Here is a 16,799-nt window from a genome sequence, read left to right on the forward strand (position 1 = left end):
CCGGTGCTGGGTCCGGGAACTGCGGCAGCGGAGTGCCGGTGGCCTGGTGGGCCTGTGGTTCGAAAGGGATGTGGGGCTACCCTGCCGGCGGCGCAGCAGTGGTTGCGTCGTGCTGGTCTGAACCGGCAGAGGCGGCGGCTGCCAGCAGTTCGGGCGGAAGCAGGAGCGGAATCCCGTCCTCGATGGCGTACCGGGGCCTGACGCCGGACTCGTCCCCGGCTGTTGCTACAAGCTCCTCGCCCTCCTGCACCAACAGCGAACCTGTCACGGGGCAACGCAGGACGGACAGCAGTTCAGGACTGATCTTTGGCATTGATACATGCTCCCTGACGGGCGCGCTGGCGCCGGTAGCGGACGGAATTGCAGCTTCCAGCGTACCGCCAGATGCGTTCAGGACGGTTCCCGGAGGACGCGCAGGTGGCCGCGCCGGGTACCTTCTGCTCCAGCCGGAGCTTCGAGGGCTGAGTGCGGCCCGCGCTTGGCTGGGGTCGACGGCGGCTGGGCCGGCAAGGCCGCGGCGTCCCGCACCGCATTGGCCAAGGCCAGCAGGTCATCCGGGCCCGGCTGCTGCGGAGTGGTGGGCATGGCCAGGCGCAGGACTTCCCAGCCCCGGGGAACGGTCAGGGAGCCTGCATGCTGCTCGCACAGATCGTAACAATGCGGTTCAGCATAGGTGGCCAGCGGACCAAGGACTGCAGTGGAATCGGCATAGACGTACGTCAGGGTAGCCACCGCTGACTGGCGGCACGCAGATCTTGAACACTGACGGATAGCTCCCACGACATCCCAGACTACTCGCTGTCCACCGCATATCGGCGCATTGCCGCTTCGGGTCGACGCGCCCGTGAAGCCGGGGACAATGTATCGCGTAATTGTTCGCCCGGGTTTACAGTCGATGTATGCAGTCATCGAACCATGAATCAGGTTTTACGGTCCGGTTGGCTGACCCGGGTGCCGTTAAGGACCCGGGCACCGGAATGCCCGGCAAAAGCTTTATGGCCCGCCGCCGGAACCGGCATGGACGCGGTCTCCGTGGCGAAGTGATGCTCCCCACGCATCCCGGCTACCGCACGCGCTCTGACCGGTTCGATGACATGGTCCTGGACTCCGCCCAGCGGCTCCACGATATCTGGGGCAAGACCCTCGACGGCGTGCGGTTCGGCGTGGATGAGATCCCTCCGGACCTCGAACAGCTGGCAGCGAATTCGGCCCCGGCACCCATGGGCGCCTACATCCCTGCAACGGACCAGGACGGCCCCATGATCACGGTGTACCGGCGCGTGGTGGAGCAGGCGTGCGGGGGCGTCGACGATCTCCAGGACCTGGTCCATGACGTGGTAGTGGAACACACGGCTGAAATGCTGGGTGTTGCCCCCGAAACGCTGGACCCCGTTTACCGGCGCCGGTACTGAGGGCCTGTACTAAGGGCCGGCTGAAGAGGCGTCGTTAGTAGCTGAGGGTCACGGGTACCGTTTCCTGCCCGGCAGCGGCCGGGAGGAATGCCAGTGACGAGATGTCGTCGCGGCCGTCCTGCTGCAGCAGCAAGGAACCATAGGCAGCGTCTCCTGACGCCGAGACCACGTAGCCGACGACGTCCGAATCGTCAGCCTTCCCAGGCACCGCGATGGAAGCCGTTGTTCCGCCGGCAATGTCCGCCGTGGCCGGCGCCCGTACTTTGCCGTCTGCGGTGATGGCCGAATACGTGATGGTGGCCCGGTTCTCCAGGGCACCAAAAACCAGGGTGCGCTGGCCGCCCGGCGGAACCGGGACCACGTGCTGGCTGCCGAGCCTGACTCCGGATGCCGCCCAGGCGACATCTACCGCTTTACTGTCCTGGAGTCCGCGCGTAATCCGCGTACTGGCCACGAAAGTGACGTCCGACGATGCAGCCACCGTGTAGTGGCCGGCCGGGACCCCGGCGAGTGGAATTTCCGTGACTGCACCCGCTTTCGCGGTGATCACGCCGCCGGACGGCAGGGCCTTCTGGCCGTCCCGCCCGTACAGCTTGACCTCCACTACGGCGTCCGACGGTCCGGGAACGGTGAGCTGCAGGGCCGGTCCGGCGTCCTCATATCCGGACTTCGCCGTGAGCGAAGCAACCTGGCCCGCCTCCTGGATGTCGACGCCGGTCATCACCTGCCGCACAGCCGGTGCTGCACCGGGGGCTATGAAGTCCACACCTCCCGGGGTCAGTCCCCGCAGGACGCTCTGCTGGATGACGGCAGCGACCGGCCCGCCGGCGCTGCGGATATGCACGCTCAACTGGGCTTCACCCGGGGCGAGCCCGGCGAGAACTACAGCCCGTGAAGTACCGGGCGCCACGAGCAGGCCGCGGCTTCCCGGCGCCTGGATCTGTCCGTTGGACCCAAACAGCTCCAGGCTCACGGTGGCCGGTGTGGATGAAGCGTTGGTGAGCATCAGCACGGACGTGCGGCCCACCGTAGTACTGGCACCGGCGAGCCATTGGTCGTTCGAGGGCTGCTGGCAGTTCGCGGCTGCCGTCCCCTGCAGGTCGCCGTCGGTTGCCGTGAACTTCATGCCGGCCGCAGCTGAGGCCTTCTGGTTGGTGGTGGCATCGGCGCTGAGCACACTCACCTGGTTCACCTGCCGCCCTGCAACAACCCCGGCCAGGAGCTCCTGCGGAGCGCCGGCGGCAGCGGACGGGCCGGGCCCTTTGGCGATTTCGACGGCGGTCCGGCCGCTGAGTTCCGACAGGCGGCTTGCCGGCAGCACGCCGCCGGCACTGAGGACGGCGCCGGTGACTGTACTGGCAGCAGTCTCCGACTCGGGACTGAATTGCGGGTCCGTGCCCGCTTCCGTGCCTTCCAGCAGGCGGGCGGGTCCCGGGCAGACCCCGACGCTTGTCCCGGCCGGAACCGCGGACACCCCCGCGGGCACGCTGCGGCTGGAGCCGGGCTGCGGAAGGAAGGATCCGGCCGCAACCACTGCTCCCGCACCGGCCATGATGACCGCAGCCGACAGCAGCCCGGTCACGAGCGCTTTGCGTCCGCTGCCGGTGCGCTTCGCCGGGTCCGGGCTCCCCTCGGTTTCCTCGGTTTCCGCTTCCCCGCCGGCAGGCAGCGCGTGCGGTGCTGCAGGGTGAACAGGGTTGTTATGCATTCTGGCGTTCCTTACGCAGCGAGCCTTCATCCCGGGACAGGCCGGTCCGCTGGCGCCGGGCCGGCATGGGGATGGCCAGCATCACCGTCAGTCCGATGACGGCGGCCTGGGCGATCCCGGCCCACAGGGCGGCCGGGTTTTCGTACCGCACGCTCAGGTGTCCCGCCGTGGGCGGCAGTGTGAAAGCCTGTGACCATCCGGACGTGGTGGCTGTGAGCTTCCGGCCATCCAGCCACGCAGTCCACCCCGGATCTGCCCGCTCTGCGAGCACCACCAGGCGGCCCTCAGGACCCTCGGGAATGGGGGCGTCGACGTCGTCGTGGCCTGAAGGTACCAGGCCGATCGCGGCGCCCTTGCCATCAACAATCCTTACGCGCTGGGTGATGTCTGCCGGCTGCAGCGCCGGCTGGTTCAGCGGAGCGATGCGCCAGAGCCAGCCGACGTCGGTCTGTCCTACGGCAATAAGCCCCGGCACCGCATCCATCCTGCTGGCGGTCAGTTGCGCGGCGGTATCGGCGGCCCGCAGCACCACAAAGCCGGCGCCCAGTTGTTCGAGGTCGGTCCGGGGATCCACGCCCTGGCCTGCAACCAGGGTGGCCACCACACGGCGGACTGCGGCGGTGACCTCGTCGTCGTCCCGGACTGCTTCGGAGCCCGGGGCGCCCAGGATGTTCCGCGCGGAGGCGATGGCGGAGAGGCTGTCCAGCGTGGTGCCCGCACCACGCATCAACGAGGCGTCATAGGTGCCGTCGTCACGGGTGCTGATCAACAGGGTGCGTGTCTGTTCGGGGCCGGTCCCCCTGTCGATGGCCGTTGCCGGGAGGATACGCCGGCCCGCGGCTTCCACCAGGCGGGGTGTGCCCAGCGGTGCACCGGCGCCGGCGGGCGCCTGGGACGTCACGGCGGACGTTCGAAGAAGGTTTTGCGCCGACCAGGCCGTCATGCCGGCCAGCGGTCCTGCAACAAGGAGCACCGTGCCCAACGCTGTGGCGGACCGCAGCGTCAGCTTGTGCTTCGTGCCCGTGACTGCAGCCCTGTCTGCACGGCCAAGGAGCTGTTCCGCCCCCAGCAGGGCGGCACCCAGGAAGGCAAAGGCCGCGGCAGAAACCGCCGGCCCGGGGAAGGCAGTCACCATGGTGTTGGCATTGATGCCGGCGGCCACGTTGCCTGCAAGCCATCCACCGGCCAGGGCGATGATGGCAATAACCCACAACAACCGGGCAATTCCGGTCCGCTGGCCCGGCAGGCAAAGTCCGGCTACAGCCAGGAGCAGGACCGGCACGGCCACCAGGAACGCCAGCAGTGATGCCCACGGCAGGGCGCCGTCGGCGAAGAACGGGAGCCCGGAGAGGCCGCCACCGGGGCCGAACTCGAGCGGCTGTCCGAGGAGCTGCTGCCACAACGGTGCGGCGTCAAAGGCCAGCGGCACGCCGGGGTCTGCCAGTAAGGCCCGGGGCCGGTCGAGCGTGGAAAGTCCGAAGGGAATGAACAGGGCGGCCGTGGGCAGCAGTGCCCACCAGACCGTGCGCCCGCGGCGTCCAAGGAGGAGCCCGCAGAGCACTACTGCCGCGGTGGCGGGAAGGAGCAGGGAAGGCGCGGAAGCTGTCACCACCGCCATGGCCAGGCCTGCAGCTGCCGCCGCGGTCCAGGACGGCATCCCGTTGATCCCGGGTTTAATTGGCGGCCTGTCGGCGAAGCGCTGGTCGCCGGGAGCCGGGGCCTCAAAGCGGCCTTGGCCCACGGCTGAACCGGTAGCGCGCAGCAGGGCAAGCGCCAGGAGGGGAACCATGATGTGGGCAATGAGGGCCCCTGCCCGGCCCTGGTTCAGTGCCACCTGCAGGGCGGGAGCACCGGCCCAGAAAAGTGCCGCCACCAGGCGCAGCCGGCGGCGGACCGTCAGTCCACCGGCAGCAAACCAGGCGGTCAGGCCGGACAGCGGCGTGCTGAGCAGCAGCAGCCAGGCCATGGCCGCATTGGCGTCGCCGCCACCGAGTACGCCGAGGACCCAGAGGACATAGCCGAAGGGGTCGCCGCGCCCCGGGAGTCCGGCGCCCAGGGAGATCCACCAGCTGGACGCGTGGTGCCAGATCTCGCCCAGCCCGGCGGACACGGGGATCAGGGCACCGCCTGATACTGCAGGGGCTCCGAACAGTCCGGTCAGGCCCAGCAGCGACGTGACTGAGGCGATGATAATTGCGGCCAGCGCCCCGTTGCCCACCCAGCCGCGTTTACTCGTGGCCAGCGCCGCGAAGTCGTCCGAAGCGTCACCGGTGGGCTGATGCGCCAGGGGGTCGTGTTCTAGGTGGTCGACTGCAGTGGCGTCCGACCCCAGGGCTTCCATCAGCGAACGCCTGTGGCTCCAGACCTCCCGCCTCGGTGTCTGGAGCTTGCGGATGACGGAGCGCCTGATCCGGCGTGTCCTCCGGGCGGTCCGCCTGGCCTTCAGAACAGCGCCCGGCCTGGCCAGCGCAGCGAACGTCGCAACGAGCTGCGTGATGCCGTGCCCGGGATCCTTAACGGCAATGCTCAGCACAAATTTGAAGATGCTTCCCAGCAGGGCGGCTGCAGCGTGGACAGGAACCATCCACAGCGGTGCATGCTTCAGGCGCAGATGGACCTGTGCTTTCCGGGCTGCAGCAGCATTCCCCAGCGCATGGGGCCGGTGGGCAACGTGGAACATCGTGGCTGCGGGAACTACCACCACCCGGTGTCCGGCCAGCCGGTTGCGCCAGCAGAAGTCGACGTCATCGCCGCTGCCGGGCAACGCGGGGTCGAAGCCGCCCAACTGCTCCCAGACGTCGCGGCGGACCAGCATGCCCGCCGAGTTAACGGCGAACGTGTCCGTGCGGCCGTCGTATTGCCCCTGGTCCAGTTCGTCGGCGTCGATCAGTGTGAGCCGTTCGGCCCAGCGGCTCGTTGACAGGCCGACGTCTATCAGATGGCGTTCAGCGTGCCAATCCAGCTGCTTGCAGCCGGCGACAGTGACAGACGGTGCGCGTTCAACAGCGGTGAGAAGCTCAGCGAGGGCTTCCGGGGCGGGTGCGGCATCGTCGTGGAGCAGCCAAATCCACTCCGGCCCGCCCGCGCCTGGCTCGCCGCGCCAGGGGGCGAGCCGGGCGAGGCCGGCGGAGACGGCAGCGCCCATACCGCTCTTCCCGCGGTGGCTGACGACGTGCGCCCCGCCCAGAGCCTGCTGGAGGAGGACCTCGGAATCGTCGCGGGAGCCGGTATCGACCCCGATGACATAGTCCGCGGGCCGGGTCTGGTCCGCCAGTGCTGCCAGGGTCCTGGGGAGATAGGCACTGCCGTTGTGGGCAACCACAACGGCAGTGACGTGAACATCCTGATGAATTAGATTGCTCGCTTCCTCAGCCGCCGGCGCTCACGCTCGGACAGGCCTCCCCAGATGCCGAACCGTTCGTCGTTCGCCAGCGCGTACTCAAGGCATTGCGACCGCACGTTGCAGGCACCGCATACTTTTTTCGCGTCGCGCGTGGAACCGCCCTTTTCGGGGAAGAATGCCTCCGGGTCCGTTTGGGCGCACAAGGCGTCCGTCTGCCAGCCAAGCTCGCCTTCGTCATCAAAGTCCTGCTGGAAGGGCAGGCCGATCCAGACCGGCTGCGCCGTTCCGGCCGCCGCCAGTTCCATGGGCGGGTCCAGCTCGTCCTCAGGGTCCCCGCCGCCATCCAGGAGGGCCTCATGGGCGGCAAGGAATGCCGTGGCCTGGTCCTGGAGAAAGTCCTTGTTGTTCGTGTTGTACCGCTCCGCCGCATCAGGGTCGGCAGGGTCAACGTACCAATCGCTCGGCACCCCCCGCGAACGGTATTTCGCCGTTGCCTGACCGGCGACGACGGCATCTTCCTGGATACGCTCTGCTTGCCCCACGGCGACCCTCCTGATGTTGCAGCGACTGCCTGGATACATGGACACTCGGTTGTGTGCCGGTATTTACGCAGTTGCCTTTAGTTATCTAATTACACGCGTGTAACTAGGGTGAGTCAAGCCGCTGCCCGGATAATAATCAGTAAATCCTGCGAAGTTTCGCACGCCACGCCCGGGATTTTCTGCGGCTCCGGCGCCACAGCGGGGCCGAGGGGGCGAAAAGTAGGCGCCGGAATGCCAAAAGGTCCCAGTTGGTGCGGAAAATAGCCGCTTTTCATCAAAATAGCAAGCACGCTTAGCATCGGAAGTGATAAAGATCACAGCGGCACTGGTGCGATGGAACCAGGCTCGGACGACCGGATGACCCGCCGAGCGGCGGGTGGCAGGATTGAGCCATGAATACCCCCGCAATCGATCTGATGACCAGCCTTCGCTCCGGCAATTCCACGGCCCCGCGGCTCACCTGGTACGGCCCGGACTCCGAGCGCGTGGAATTGTCCGGAAAGGTGCTGGACAACTGGGTGGCCAAAACCAGCAACCTGCTGCAGGACGAACTGGACGCCGGGCCCGGCATGCGGCTGGCCCTGGACCTTCCGGCGCATTGGAAGTCCATGGTGTGGGCGTTGGCCGCCTGGCAGCTCGGCCTTGAGACCGTGCTGAACGGGGAGGAGGCCGACTTCCTGGCAACCGCCGCGCCGGATGCGGTGAACGGAAAGTACGACGCCGTGGTGGCAGTGGCGCTGCCGGCCCTTGCCATGCGGTGGGACGGCGGACTTCCGGCCGGCTTCCTCGACTACGCGGCCGAGGTGCGCTCCCACGGGGATGTTTTTATGCAGCATGTCGATCCGGATCCAGCCGCCTGCGCCATCGTGACATCTGACGGGCGCCGGCACCTCCACCAGGACCTGCTGGACGGCTTCGCGGTGCCCCATGAAGAAGGCGTCCGGCTTCACGTGGCGGGCGGCGGCGGGCTTGAAGCGGCGCTGGCCGATGCACTCGGCGCCTGGCGCCGCGGAGGCTCAGTGGTGCTCACGCACCCTGACGTTGCGGATACCGGGAAGCTGCTCGCCGCGGAACGCATCCACGGCAGCTGAAGGCTGGCCCGGGCGGCGCCCCTACTTTTGGGGCTGGGCGGGGTCCCCGGCAAAAGGCTCGGGCTCCGCCACATCCGCATGGGCGTGCGCACCTTTGGCATGGTGGAGTTCGATGAGCTCGTGGTCGTGCGAGAACTCGGGCTCCTGGTCCAGTTCCTGGTTGAACACCAGGAACCGGTAGGCGAAGAACCGGACCACTGTTGCTACCAGGATGCCCACAACGCCGGCAAGGAAGAGCAGGTTCTTGTCCGTGACGCCCAGCCCGTACTTGGCCAGGGCGGTAAATCCGGTGGAAATCCCGATCCCGATGCCGTTGATGAGGATGAACATCAGGAACTCGCGCAGCACGTTGGCCTGCCGGCGGTGCCGGAAGGTCCAGAGGCGGTTCGCGATCCAGGAAAAGATCGTGGCCACCGAAGCGCCCACAAAGCGGGCCTTGGCCTCGCTGTCCGACATCGCTCCGTGCATCAGGAAATACGTGAGGCCGTTGTCGATGACGAATGCCACACCGCCGACGGCACCAAACTTGGCCACCTCACGCCAGAAAAGCGAGGCGAGCCCCCGGATGCGATCTGAAAGTGCGCTAAACATGACCCTCCATGGCCGTTGAAACTATGGGCCACACGGCCAGAGGCCTATTTTAGCCCCCAAAGCTGGATGGAAGCCCCCCAAACTTGCTCCATCCGGCGCCGCGTGCGCCGAAAAACTCAACCGCCGCCCCGACCCGAAGGCGGGATACCCGGCGGTTTTCGGTAGGCTGGCCCATGTGACTTTTCCAGTAATAGGTGTGGTTGGCGGCGGCCAGCTTGCGCGAATGATGGCCCCAGCGGCAACAGCACTCGGCTTCGAACTGCGCGTCCTTGCCGAAAGTGACGACGTTTCAGCCGTGTCTGCAGTGTCCTCCTCGCCGGTGGGCGACTACAAGGACTTCCAGACCCTGCTGGAATTCTCCAAGGGCCTGGACGTGATGACGTTCGACCACGAACATGTTCCCACGGCCCATCTCAGGGCCCTGCAGGAAGCCGGCGTCAACGTCCAGCCCGGCCCGGACGCCCTGGTCCACGCCCAGGACAAACTCGTCATGCGCGCTGCCATCGACCGCCTCGAACTGCCGAATCCGGTCTGGGCTTCCGTCGCCGATGTTGCCGCACTGGTCGCATTCGGCGAGGAGACCGGCTGGCCGGTAGTCCTGAAGACGCCGCGCGGCGGCTACGACGGCAAGGGTGTACGGATCATCTCCTCCGCCGCGGAGGCTGCCGAAACCAGTGACTGGTTCGAGTCCATGAGCCCCCTCCTCGCCGAAGCAAAAGTCGAATTCACCCGGGAACTGTCTGCGCTGGTTGCGCGCACACCGGACGGGGAAGCCCGGGCGTGGCCGGTAGTACACACTGTCCAGGTGGATGGCGTATGCGACGAAGTCATCGCCCCCGCCCTCGACATCCCCGTGGAAGTTGCCGCCGCGGCCGAGGACGCCGCGCTGAGGATTGCCAATGAACTCGGAGTGACTGGCGTCCTGGCGGTGGAACTCTTCGAAACGCCCGGAACAGGTGCCGGCTTCCTGATCAACGAACTGGCGATGCGGCCGCACAACACCGGGCACTGGACCCAGGACGGTGCGGTGACGAGCCAGTTCGAGCAGCACCTCCGGGCGGTCCTGAATCTGCCCTTGGGTGCCACAGATGCCCTGGCACCGGTTGTGGTGATGAAGAACTTCCTGGGCGGAGACAACCAGGACCTGTTTTCCGCTTACCCGCTGGCCCTGGCCAGCGAACCGGCCGCCAAGGTGCACTGCTACGGCAAATCCGTGCGCCCCGGCCGCAAGATCGGCCACGTCAACCTGGCAGGCACGTCGACGGCGGACGTTGACTCCGTTCGACGCCGGGCCGCCGTGGTGGCAGGCATCATCCGGGACGGGCGGGTGCCGGCAGAAGAACCGCCAGCAATTCTTGAGGAGAACGCATGAGCGCCGAAGCTACCCCGGCCCGAGGCACCGCAGCCAGCCCTCTGGTAGGCCTGGTGATGGGTTCGGACTCCGACTGGCCGGTAATGGAAGCGGCAGCGGACGCCCTGGCGGAGTTCGGCATTCCCTTCGAAGCCGACGTTGTCTCGGCACACCGGATGCCGATGGAAATGATCCGTTACGGCCAGACAGCGCACGAGCGCGGTTTGAGGGTCATCATTGCCGGCGCCGGTGGCGCCGCCCACCTTCCAGGCATGCTGGCCAGTGTCACACCGCTCCCCGTGATCGGAGTGCCCGTTCCCTTGAAGACCCTGGACGGTATGGACTCCCTGCTCTCCATCGTGCAGATGCCTGCCGGTGTTCCGGTAGCCACGGTTTCCATCGCGGGAGCCCGCAATGCCGGACTCCTCGCAGTCCGGATGCTGGCAGCAGGCACTGATGAGCTTGCCGCCTCGCTGCGCGCCGACCTTATCGAATTCGCCGCCGACCTCAATGCCGTGGCCACCCGCAAGGGGGCAAACCTCCGGCAGAAGGTCAGTGAGGTCTTCGCAGAGGGAAACGGAACGCTCCGGGGCAGCCGTTAGGGAGGCGGCCATGTCCAGCAGCAAGATCCAGCAGTCCCCCTCGGACACTGCCATGACCGACCCCGTCCGCTACCCGGTGAGCGCCTCACCCCAGGTCCGGACTAAACGCGGCTTTGTGCTGGTCCTGATGACGCTCCTGGTGCCCGGCAGTGCCCAACTCGTAGCGGGCGACCGCAAACTCGGCCGGGCTGCGCTGCGCGTAACCCTCTGCGCCTGGGCAGCCCTGGTACTGGCCGTCATCCTGCTGCTGGTCAACCGGAGCCTGCTGATCAGCATCATCACCAACCCCCTCGCCTCCCTGGCCATCATCATCGTGATGGCGGCGCTGGCCGTTGGCTGGGCCATCCTCTTTATCAACACCCTGAGGCTCATCCGCCCGGTACTGCTGGCGCCGCCCGCCCGTCCCGCCGTCGTGATTGCCCTGGTGCTGGCGATGGTGCTGGGAAGCGGCTCGCTGGGCTACGCCGCCTACTTGCTAAACGTTGGCCGGAACGCCATCGGCAGCATCTTCTCGGCCGGCCCCGCCATGGAACCGGTGGACGGCCGGTACAACTTCCTGATGATGGGCGGCGACGCCGGGGATGACCGGACCGGCAGGCGCCCGGACAGCCTGTCCGTGCTGAGTGTCGATGCCGAGACCGGCCAGACGGCAATCATCTCCATCCCCCGGAACTTCCAGAACGCCCAGTTCAGCGCGGACTCCCCCATGCGCGCCATCTACCCCGACGGGTACGACTGCGGCGACGCGTGCCTGATCAACGCCATCAACACTGAGGTCACCAACGAACACGCGGACCTCTACCCCGGCGTGGCGGACCCCGGTGCGCAGGCAACCCTGGAAGCCGTCTCCGGAACCTTGGGCATGGACATCCAGGCCTACGTGCTGGTGGACATGGACGGCTTCTCCAAGCTCATTGACGCCATGGGCGGCATCCGGATCAAGGCCGGCGGCTGGGTGCCCATCAGCGGGGAAACCATCGACGAGGCCAACGGCATTCACGGCATGCCGCTGGGCTGGATCCCGGCCGGCGACAACACCCTGGACGGCTACCACGCCCTGTGGTACGGCCGCTCGCGGGAATTCGTGGACGATTACGCCAGGATCGCGCGCCAGCAGTGCGTCCAGCAGGCCATGCTCAAACAGCTGGACCCGGCCACCCTGCTGGCCAAGTTCGAGGACATCGCCAACGCCGGAACCAAGGTTGTGGACTCCAATATCTCCTCCTCGCAGCTGGGCAGCTTCCTGGACCTGGCCATCAAGGCAAAGGGCAAGGAAGCCAAGCGGCTCACCATCGGCCCGCCGGACTTTGACGCCTCCTTCTCCACGGTTCCGGACTTCGACATCATCCACGAGCGTGTGGACCAGCTGCTGGCCTCGGCCTCGGATGCCCAGTCTGCAGGAACCGCCGATGACATGCTGGTGGTTCCGGCGGCCGCCTCCGGGCACCTGCAGGCGGCGCCCGCTCCCGCGGCGCCCGCTCCCGCAGCGCCCGCCGCTGGAGCGCCGGCTGCAGGGGGCGGAATCCGGACCCAGCAGTCTCCTCCCTCGGCGGACTTCACGCCGGTGACCACCACTCCGGACGGTGAACCCATCACCGAGTCCCTGCTCAACGGGCTCAAGCGCCAGGGCGACGAACAAGCCATCCGTGAACTGGTGGCGACCAACGGCCAGTGCGCCCCCTTGTAAGCCCACTTTCCCTCCAGACCTAGGAACGGACACCAACTTGTACGAGATTGAGAACGTCCTCCGGGATTACGCCTGGGGATCAACAACGGCCATCGCGGCCCTGCTGGGGCGCCCCGAGTCCGGCCGTCCCGAAGCTGAGCTGTGGATCGGCGCGCACCCGGACTCGCCCTCCGTGGCCCGCGTTCCGGAGGACGGCTCCGCCACTGCCCTGGACGCGCTGATCTCGCGCGACCCCGAGCATTTCCTCGGCTCCGACTCGGTGGCGCGTTTCGGCCCACGCCTCCCCTTCCTGGCCAAGGTCCTGGCTGCCGCACAGCCGCTGTCCCTGCAGGTCCATCCCAGCCTTGACCAGGCGAGGGCCGGTTTTGCGCGGGAAAACGCGCAGGGCCTCGCCCCTGACGCCCCCAACCGGAATTACCGGGATGACAACCACAAACCGGAGATGATTTTTGCCCTGACGCCGTTCGAGGCGCTTTGCGGTTTCCGCCCGGCAGCCCGGACCCGCGAAATCCTGCAGCATGTTGCGGCAGCCTTTGATCAGGTGGAAGGCGAGCCACCCGCGCTGATCGGTACCCTGCTCGAGGATCTCCGGGCGGGTGATGAAGGGGCCGGCCTGCGGGCCGCTTTCGAGCGGCTGATCACCGGCGGCCAGTCAGTAGCTGACGACACTGCCCAGGTGGTTGCCGCGCTGCTGGCCGGAGCTCCGCTGGCACCCTACGAAACCGAACTGGCCACGGTCATCAGCCTCAATGAAAAGTACCCGGGTGACCCCGGCGTGCTGATCTCACTGCTGCTCAACCGGATATCGCTGGAGCCGGGCGAGGCCGTCTACCTGCCGGCGGGGAACGTGCACGCGTACCTGCACGGGCTTGGCGTCGAAGTCATGGCGTCCTCCGACAACGTGCTGCGCGGCGGGCTCACACCGAAGTTCGTCGACGTCCCGGAATTGCTGCGGACCATCGACTTCCAGCCAGTCGCCGTGCCAATGCTTCAGGCCGAGCGGACCGTCATGGACCAGGAGCTTTTCCGGCCGCCCTTCGAGGAATTCCAGCTCCAGCGTATCGAGCTCGCGCCGGACGCGGGCCCCGTTCCGCTGGCCCAGTCCGGCGCCGCCGTGGTGATTGTGGTGGCCGGGGACATCTACCTGGACTCCCCCAAGGGCGATCTGCAGCTCTCGCGCGGCGGCAGCGCCTTCCTGCCGGCCGCCGAGGCGCCCGTTAACGTCCACCCGGTAGCCGGCAGCACCGAACCTGCCCTGGCGTTCGCAGTCACCACTGGCCTTTAGCAGCCTGCTCAGCAACCGGCGGCTGCCAGGCCAGCAAAGAGCAAAGGGCGACGGCGGCACCCCACGCGGGTGCCGCCGTCGCCCTTTTTCTGGCCTGCTTCGTCAGTTGCCCGGGCGCAGGCGCTGGATCAGTGGCCGGATGCGGCCGGCCGCGGTCTTCAGGAGCCGTCTCCCCTGCTGCACGCCTCGGCGGGCCAGCGGCATGGCCTGGGCGTAGGCCGGGTAGAGCGGTGAGAGCGGCTTTTCCCACGTACCCAGGAGCATGTTTTCGTGCTTGGCGAACTGCTTCTTGAAGTCGGAGATACCGTCGTTGAGGAGGCCGTTGAAGTCGTAGCGGGAGCACCCGTCTTCACGCATGGCCTGCAGGGCGGCCCATTTCACGCCGTAGTTCACGCGCTGCTTCTGGCCCTCGGCAGAGACCCCGCCGTACAGCTCGAAAGCCGTGGACCCGCTCCTGGCCAGCCAGACAAAGGCCAGCATCTGCTCGCCTTCGAACGCGGCGATGACCGGGGACCCATCCCCCATGTTCTTGAAGATGTCGCGGTAGTACTGATCCTCATGGATGCCGAAGCCGGCGCGCTCGGCCGTCTCGTGGTAGATCGCGAGGACCTGTTCAAGCTCGGCCTCGTTCTTGACCTTGCGGAACTCGACGTCGCTGCGCATGGCCTTGCGGATGTTGGCCCGGGTGGACTTGGACATCTCCGCCATCAGTTCGTCGTCTGTCCTTGAGAGATCCAGGATCAGCGTCCGCGGGATCAGCACGGTGTTGGTGGTGGGCCGGAAGCCGGCGGAGGCTACCGCGCCGGCGAAGGCGGAGTCCTGATCCCAGTCGGGTTCGATGCTCAACGCCACTGCCTGGTGGCCCGCGGCTGCATGGTCAGCCAGGCTGGCCAGTACGGCCGGGGCGTCCTCCACCGAACACATCGGGCCGCGGGGGACGTACGCCAGGGCGCGGAAGGGGAACGGCAGCCTCCGGACCAGCAACTGGGCGCAGCCCACGGTCTTGTCGCCGTGATTGACCAGCACCCGGTCCACGGACCAGCCGTGCATTGCCTTGGTCTCGCCCCAGCCCCACAGCTGCTGCGGATGTCCCTGGAACCGGTCAACATATTCGTCCCAGAGGGCGCGGTCAGTACAGGGCACAACAGCAGGAATCATGGCTTCAACCCTATACCAAGGCCTGAAACGGCAGATCCCCGGAGCACGCTGCGGCGCTCCGGGGATCTGTGTCGGGCAGGAAGGGGATCAGCTCTTGCGGGCGTACCCTTCCCACTTGCTGGCCTGGTGCTCACCCTCCACAAAACGGATGGTGCCGGACTTGGACCGCATCACGATGGACTGGGTGAGGACCTTGTCCTTGGAGTACCGGACGCCCTTGAGCAGGTCGCCGTCGGTGATGCCGGTGGCGGCAAAGTAGCAGTTGTCGCTGGAGACGAGGTCGTTGGTGGACAGGACGCGCTCAAGGTCGTGTCCGGCGTCGATGGCCTTCTGCTTTTCCTCGTCGCTGGTAGGCCACAGGCGGCCCTGGATGACACCACCGAGGGACTTGATGGCACAGGCCGCAACGATGCCTTCGGGAGTTCCACCGATACCCATCAGGGCGTCCACGCCGGTACCGGAGCGGGCGGCTGCGATGGCGCCGGCAACGTCGCCGTCCATGATGAATTTGGTGCGGGCGCCTGCCTCGCGGATTTCCTCCACCAGCGGGCGGTGGCGGTCGCGGTCAAGGATCATGACGTTGAGCTGGTTGACCTTGACGCCCTTGGCCTTGGCGATCAGGTGCAGGTTCTGCTTGACGGGCAGGCGGAGGTCCACCATGTCAGCGGCCTCGGGGCCGGTGACGAGCTTTTCCATGTAGAACACAGCGGAGGGGTCGAACATGGAGCCGCGTTCGGCCACGGCCAGGACGGCGAGGGCGTTGTTGATGCCCAGGGCGGTCAGGCGGGTGCCGTCGATGGGGTCTACGGCCACATCACATTCGGGGCCTGTGCCGTCGCCGACGCGTTCGCCGTTGAACAGCATGGGGGCTTCGTCTTTTTCGCCTTCGCCGATGACCACAACGCCGTTGAAGTGGACCGTCTGAAGGAAGGAGCGCATGGCGTCAACGGCGGCGCCGTCGGCCGTGTTCTTGTCGCCAAAGCCAACCCAGTGGCCGCCGGCGATTGCCGCGGCCTCGGTAACGCGGACAAGCTCAAGGGCGAGGTTGCGGTCCGGCTCGTCATTGCCCACAGCCAGGGACGGGGAGATCGTGGAGTACTTCTGGGTCATGGACGCTGGTGACACGTGAACCTCTTCTTCGAGTGGCGATCATTGAACCCGCTCCGCCGGAACAGCGAACGCGGTGATTCCTCTGATATCGATCATAGTCGCGGCACCGCCCTCGGGCTGCGGCATGACGCGGCGCCGCAATGTACCCGCGCACGCTGCCGCAGACAGGGGCCGGCAGCGCCTGGGGCGAGTGTGAGTTGTGCACCGGCATAGGGGACTATGGAGGGGTGAGCGAAATGCAGGAAAAGACCAGTCCCACCCCCGAACCGGCCGGATCCGGAAGCAACAACGGACCCGGCGTGCAGGGAGGGCAGCCCCCGGTTAAGCCTGTGATTCCGGCTGCAGCAGCGAAGCGGGCCAACGCCTCGGTGATCGGGATGATCATTGCCCTGGCGGTCAGCATCGCGGCCTTCCTGCCCATCGTCCTGATGAACCCCTCCCCCAAGAATGACGGCTACCGCCCGGACATCGACGTCAGCGCCGCAGCCCGCAACGCAACGGATGTGGCAGGATTCACACCGGCGGCCCCGGACACGGGCAACACCTTCCGGCCCAACTACGCCCGCTGGGAAGCCGGCACGGGAAGCGGCGTTCCCTCGTGGGAGGTGGGCTACATCACGCCCAAACAGTCCTTCATCGGACTCATCCAGACCCGCGCTGCCAACCCCACCTGGCTCCTGCAGCAGACAGAAAATGCACCGGTCACCGGATCCCGCAATGCCGGCGGGCAGGAATGGGAACTCCGGGATACCGGCAAAGGCGAAAAGTCGATGGTGCTTGACTACCGCGGGACTACCGTCATCCTCTCCGGCGCCGCCCAACTGGACGAATTCGCCACCCTGGCGGACGCCGTCGTGAAGTCCATGGACAGCAATCCTGCCGTCACAGTTTCACCTTCGGCCACCACTGCCCCCTAAGG

At 66.9% G+C, this 16,799-nt stretch carries 15 protein-coding genes; 7 read left to right on the plus strand and 8 right to left on the minus strand.

All coding sequences use genetic code 11. From position 1 onward, the window contains the following. Positions 1-76: 76 nt before the first annotated feature. Together BMX78_RS08005 and BMX78_RS08010 are read right to left on the minus strand one after the other, a co-directional pair. Positions 77-313, minus strand: a complete 237-nt coding sequence (locus BMX78_RS08005; RefSeq protein ID WP_091418435.1) for a hypothetical protein — start codon at positions 311-313, stop codon at positions 77-79. Between the two features lie 77 nt (positions 314-390). Next, positions 391-780 (minus strand): DUF3499 domain-containing protein, encoded by a 390-nt coding sequence (locus BMX78_RS08010; protein ID WP_091418436.1) that lies wholly within the window; start codon positions 778-780, stop codon positions 391-393. A gap of 119 nt (positions 781-899) precedes the next feature. Here BMX78_RS08010 and BMX78_RS08015 point away from each other — a divergent pair, with 119 nt between their 5' ends. Further along, a complete protein-coding gene (locus BMX78_RS08015; RefSeq protein WP_091418438.1) occupies positions 900-1,412 on the plus strand; it encodes a metallopeptidase family protein in 513 nt (170 codons plus the stop codon). Between the two features lie 34 nt (positions 1,413-1,446). On the opposite strand, the gene BMX78_RS08020 is transcribed toward BMX78_RS08015, so the two are convergent. The 3 genes from BMX78_RS08020 to BMX78_RS08030 are packed head-to-tail and all read right to left on the minus strand — an operon-like array spanning position 1,447 to position 7,005. Further along, positions 1,447-3,120, minus strand: a complete 1,674-nt coding sequence (locus tag BMX78_RS08020) for a DUF5719 family protein (RefSeq protein ID WP_286138849.1) — start codon at positions 3,118-3,120, stop codon at positions 1,447-1,449. Further along, entirely contained in the window at positions 3,113-6,442 is a 3,330-nt protein-coding gene (locus tag BMX78_RS08025; protein ID WP_091418439.1) for a glycosyltransferase family 2 protein, read from the minus strand. Before BMX78_RS08025 ends, BMX78_RS08020 begins: the two co-directional genes overlap by 8 nt. A gap of 29 nt (positions 6,443-6,471) precedes the next feature. Continuing rightward, positions 6,472-7,005, minus strand: a complete 534-nt coding sequence (locus BMX78_RS08030; protein ID WP_091418441.1) for a WhiB family transcriptional regulator — start codon at positions 7,003-7,005, stop codon at positions 6,472-6,474. Between the two features lie 392 nt (positions 7,006-7,397). On the opposite strand from BMX78_RS08030, the gene BMX78_RS08035 reads away from it, so the two are divergent. Next, on the plus strand, positions 7,398-8,096 hold the full coding sequence (locus BMX78_RS08035) for a TIGR03089 family protein (protein ID WP_091418443.1): 699 nt from the start codon (positions 7,398-7,400) through the stop codon (positions 8,094-8,096). 21 nt (positions 8,097-8,117) lie between these two features. Here the strand turns inward: BMX78_RS08035 and BMX78_RS08040 are convergent, their stop codons facing one another. Continuing rightward, positions 8,118-8,687 (minus strand): GtrA family protein, encoded by a 570-nt coding sequence (locus BMX78_RS08040; protein WP_091418444.1) that lies wholly within the window; start codon positions 8,685-8,687, stop codon positions 8,118-8,120. A 175-nt stretch (positions 8,688-8,862) separates the two neighbouring features. On the opposite strand from BMX78_RS08040, the gene BMX78_RS08045 reads away from it, so the two are divergent. From BMX78_RS08045 to manA, 4 genes are read left to right on the plus strand one after another with little or no spacing between them, the layout of a single operon-like run. Then, positions 8,863-10,059, plus strand: coding sequence for a 5-(carboxyamino)imidazole ribonucleotide synthase (locus BMX78_RS08045; protein ID WP_091418446.1), 1,197 nt, complete (start codon positions 8,863-8,865; stop codon positions 10,057-10,059). Next, positions 10,056-10,640, plus strand: coding sequence for a 5-(carboxyamino)imidazole ribonucleotide mutase (gene purE, locus BMX78_RS08050; protein ID WP_091418447.1), 585 nt, complete (start codon positions 10,056-10,058; stop codon positions 10,638-10,640). Before BMX78_RS08045 ends, purE begins: the two co-directional genes overlap by 4 nt. Before the next feature lie 10 nt (positions 10,641-10,650). Beyond that, on the plus strand, positions 10,651-12,327 hold the full coding sequence (locus BMX78_RS08055; RefSeq protein WP_091418449.1) for an LCP family protein: 1,677 nt from the start codon (positions 10,651-10,653) through the stop codon (positions 12,325-12,327). A 37-nt stretch (positions 12,328-12,364) separates the two neighbouring features. Continuing rightward, a complete protein-coding gene (gene manA, locus BMX78_RS08060; protein WP_091418450.1) occupies positions 12,365-13,612 on the plus strand; it encodes a mannose-6-phosphate isomerase, class I in 1,248 nt (415 codons plus the stop codon). A gap of 102 nt (positions 13,613-13,714) precedes the next feature. Here the strand turns inward: manA and BMX78_RS08065 are convergent, their stop codons facing one another. Together BMX78_RS08065 and glpX are read right to left on the minus strand one after the other, a co-directional pair. Then, complete coding sequence (locus tag BMX78_RS08065; protein ID WP_091418452.1) at positions 13,715-14,770, minus strand: lipid II:glycine glycyltransferase FemX; 1,056 nt, start codon at positions 14,768-14,770, stop codon at positions 13,715-13,717. An 87-nt stretch (positions 14,771-14,857) separates the two neighbouring features. Then, positions 14,858-15,880 carry a class II fructose-bisphosphatase gene (gene glpX, locus BMX78_RS08070; protein ID WP_170850736.1) on the minus strand — a complete coding sequence of 341 codons (1,023 nt, stop codon included), beginning with the start codon at positions 15,878-15,880 and terminating at the stop codon, positions 14,858-14,860. Between the two features lie 236 nt (positions 15,881-16,116). Between glpX and BMX78_RS08075 the strand changes: the two genes are divergently transcribed. Next, positions 16,117-16,797, plus strand: coding sequence for a DUF4245 domain-containing protein (locus BMX78_RS08075; protein ID WP_091418456.1), 681 nt, complete (start codon positions 16,117-16,119; stop codon positions 16,795-16,797). Positions 16,798-16,799: the final 2 nt, after the last annotated feature.

It is taken from the genome of Arthrobacter sp. OV608, from assembly GCA_900110595.1.
Classification (GTDB): Bacteria; Actinomycetota; Actinomycetes; order Actinomycetales; family Micrococcaceae; genus Arthrobacter.

Excerpts from the sequence above, each read along its gene's own strand:
- glpX (WP_170850736.1), bottom strand. The coding sequence starts at position 15,880 with ATGACCCAGAAGTACTCCACGATCTCCCCGTCCCTGGCTGTGGGCAAT.
- BMX78_RS08015 (WP_091418438.1), top strand. The coding sequence starts at position 900 with ATGCAGTCATCGAACCATGAATCAGGTTTTACGGTCCGGTTGGCTGAC.
- BMX78_RS08035 (WP_091418443.1), top strand. The coding sequence starts at position 7,398 with ATGAATACCCCCGCAATCGATCTGATGACCAGCCTTCGCTCCGGCAAT.
- BMX78_RS08055 (WP_091418449.1), top strand. The coding sequence starts at position 10,651 with ATGTCCAGCAGCAAGATCCAGCAGTCCCCCTCGGACACTGCCATGACC.
- BMX78_RS08040 (WP_091418444.1), bottom strand. The coding sequence starts at position 8,687 with ATGTTTAGCGCACTTTCAGATCGCATCCGGGGGCTCGCCTCGCTTTTC.
- BMX78_RS08065 (WP_091418452.1), bottom strand. The coding sequence starts at position 14,770 with ATGATTCCTGCTGTTGTGCCCTGTACTGACCGCGCCCTCTGGGACGAA.
- purE (WP_091418447.1), top strand. The coding sequence starts at position 10,056 with ATGAGCGCCGAAGCTACCCCGGCCCGAGGCACCGCAGCCAGCCCTCTG.
- BMX78_RS08020 (WP_286138849.1), bottom strand. The coding sequence starts at position 3,120 with ATGCATAACAACCCTGTTCACCCTGCAGCACCGCACGCGCTGCCTGCC.
- BMX78_RS08075 (WP_091418456.1), top strand. The coding sequence starts at position 16,117 with ATGCAGGAAAAGACCAGTCCCACCCCCGAACCGGCCGGATCCGGAAGC.
- BMX78_RS08005 (WP_091418435.1), bottom strand. The coding sequence starts at position 313 with ATGCCAAAGATCAGTCCTGAACTGCTGTCCGTCCTGCGTTGCCCCGTG.